The following is a 1,976-nucleotide window of genomic DNA, read 5'->3' as shown; positions in this document are numbered from 1 at the left end:
TACAGGCGGCGGTCGAGGCCGCGTCCGCGTACGTGGCGGCCGGCGGGGCGGCCGGCCTGCAGCGGGCGCCGGAGCCGCGGCCCACGCCGTCCGCCGCACGCACGGCCGATGAGCTGGTGGCCGAGGTACGCGCCGACGGCGGCACGGTGGTCGCCACCGGCGGCTGCTTCGACATCCTGCACGCCGGGCACCTGGCCACCCTCCAGGCGGCCCGCCGTCTGGGCGACTGCCTGGTGGTCTGCCTCAACTCCGACCGCAGCGTCCGGAGCCTCAAGGGGCCGGAGCGCCCGGTCCACCCGGAACAGGACCGGGCCCGGCTGCTGGCCGCCCTGGACTGCGTCGACGCCGTGGTGGTCTTCGACGAGCCCACCCCGCACCAGGTGCTCGCCCGGCTGCGCCCGGACGTCTGGGTCAAGGGCGGCGACTACGCCGGCGACGGCGCGCCCGAGCTGCCCGAGGCGGAGCTGGTGCGCCGCTGGGGCGGACGGGTCGTCACCGTGCCTTTCCTGGCCGGCCGGTCCACCACCGGCACCATCTCCGCCGCGCGTCAGCGCGGCCTCCACCTCGTCAAGGGAGCGGTATGAGCGAGCGTCAGCGAGCGAACCATCAACGCAGTGCGCCTCAGGGCGGCGCGGAGCGAAGCGGAGTGCCGGCATGAGCAGGGACATGAACGGTCGGGCTGTTCTGGTCACCGGCGGGTCGAGCGGCCTGGGTGCGGCGGTGGTGAGCGCGGTGGCCAAGGCCGGCGGGCGGCCGTACGTGCTGGACCGGCAAGCGCCGGCCGACGGGGTGCCCTGGGTCGAGTGCGACCTGGCCGACCCCCGGGCCGCCGAGGCGGCCACCCGGCAGCTCGCCGAGCAGGCCGGCGGGCTGGACGGCGTGGTGACGGCCGCCGGCACGGACGTGCCCGGCCGGCTGACCGACGTCGACGGGGCGACCTGGGACCGGATCGTGACCATCAACCTGCTCGGCACCGCCGCGGTGATCCGGGCCGCGGTGCCGCACCTGGAGCGGGCGCACGGCACGGTGGTGACCGTGGCGTCCACGCTGGGCGTCAAGGCGGTCAGCGACGCGACCGCGTACTGCGCGGCGAAGTTCGGGGTGGTCGGCTTCACCCGGGCGCTCGCCGCCGAGCTGGCCGGGACGGTCGGCGTCACGCTGCTGATCCCGGGCGGCATGCGGACGGCGTTCTTCGACGACCGGGACGAGCGGTACAAGCCCGGCCCGGACGCCATCCTGAACGACCCGGCGGACACCGCCGAGGCGGTCATGTTCGCCCTCTCCCAGCCGCCCGGCTGCGCGGTACGCGAGCTGGTGGTCTGCGCCGAGCAGGAATCCTCCTACCCGTGATCCTCGTGCTCCGGGCGCTCGGCGTCGGCGACCTCGCCACCGGGGTGCCGGCGCTGCGCGCGCTGCGTGCCGCGTACCCCGGTGCGGAGCTGGCGCTGGCCGCGCCGCGCTGGCTGGCGCCGCTGGTGGAGCTGGTCGGGGTCGTGGACCGGCAGGTTTTCGCGGACGGGCTGGGCCACCTCGGGTGGTCCGGCCCGCCGCCGGCGGTGGCGGTGAACCTGCACGGCCGGGGGCCGCAGTCGCACCGGATGCTGGCCGGGGCCCGGCCGCGGCGGATACTGGCCTTCGCCAACGGCGACGCCGGGTGGCACGACGGTCCACCGTGGCGGGCCGAGGAGCACGAGGTGGACCGGTGGTGCCGGATGCTCGGCTGGTACGGCATCCCGGCCGACCGCACCGACCTGGCGCTGCGCCGGCCCGGGCCGGGCGTGCTGCCGACCGGGGTGACGGTGGTGCATCCGGGCGCCAAGGCGGCGCAGCGGCGCTGGCCGCCGGATCGCTTCGCCGCGGTGGCGCGGGAGCTGTCCGGGCGGGGCCACCGGGTGGTGGTCACCGGCAGTCCCGGCGAGCGGGACATCGCCGCCGAGGTGGCCGGCCGGGCCGGGTTGCCGGCCGACGCCGTGCTG

The 1,976-nt window shown here is 77.1% G+C and carries 3 protein-coding genes; all 3 read left to right on the top strand.

The genetic code is table 11. The features are described from left to right. On the top strand, positions 1–584 hold a 584-nt coding region (gene rfaE2, locus B0E53_RS35965; RefSeq protein WP_107079871.1), incomplete at its 5' end, for a D-glycero-beta-D-manno-heptose 1-phosphate adenylyltransferase. Between the two features lie 82 nt (positions 585–666). Then, on the top strand, positions 667–1,350 hold the full coding sequence (locus tag B0E53_RS35960; RefSeq protein ID WP_107079870.1) for an SDR family oxidoreductase: 684 nt from the start codon (positions 667–669) through the stop codon (positions 1,348–1,350). Then, a partial coding sequence (locus B0E53_RS35955) for a glycosyltransferase family 9 protein (protein WP_107079869.1) occupies positions 1,347–1,976 on the top strand: 630 nt, incomplete at its 3' end. The genes B0E53_RS35960 and B0E53_RS35955, both read left to right, overlap by 4 nt.

The sequence above is a fragment of the Micromonospora sp. MH33 genome, assembly GCF_003013775.1.
GTDB classification, from domain to species: Bacteria; Actinomycetota; Actinomycetes; order Mycobacteriales; family Micromonosporaceae; genus Micromonospora; species Micromonospora fulviviridis.
The sequence above is the reverse complement of the archived record's forward strand: the minus strand, read 5'-3'. Positions and strand labels throughout refer to the sequence as shown.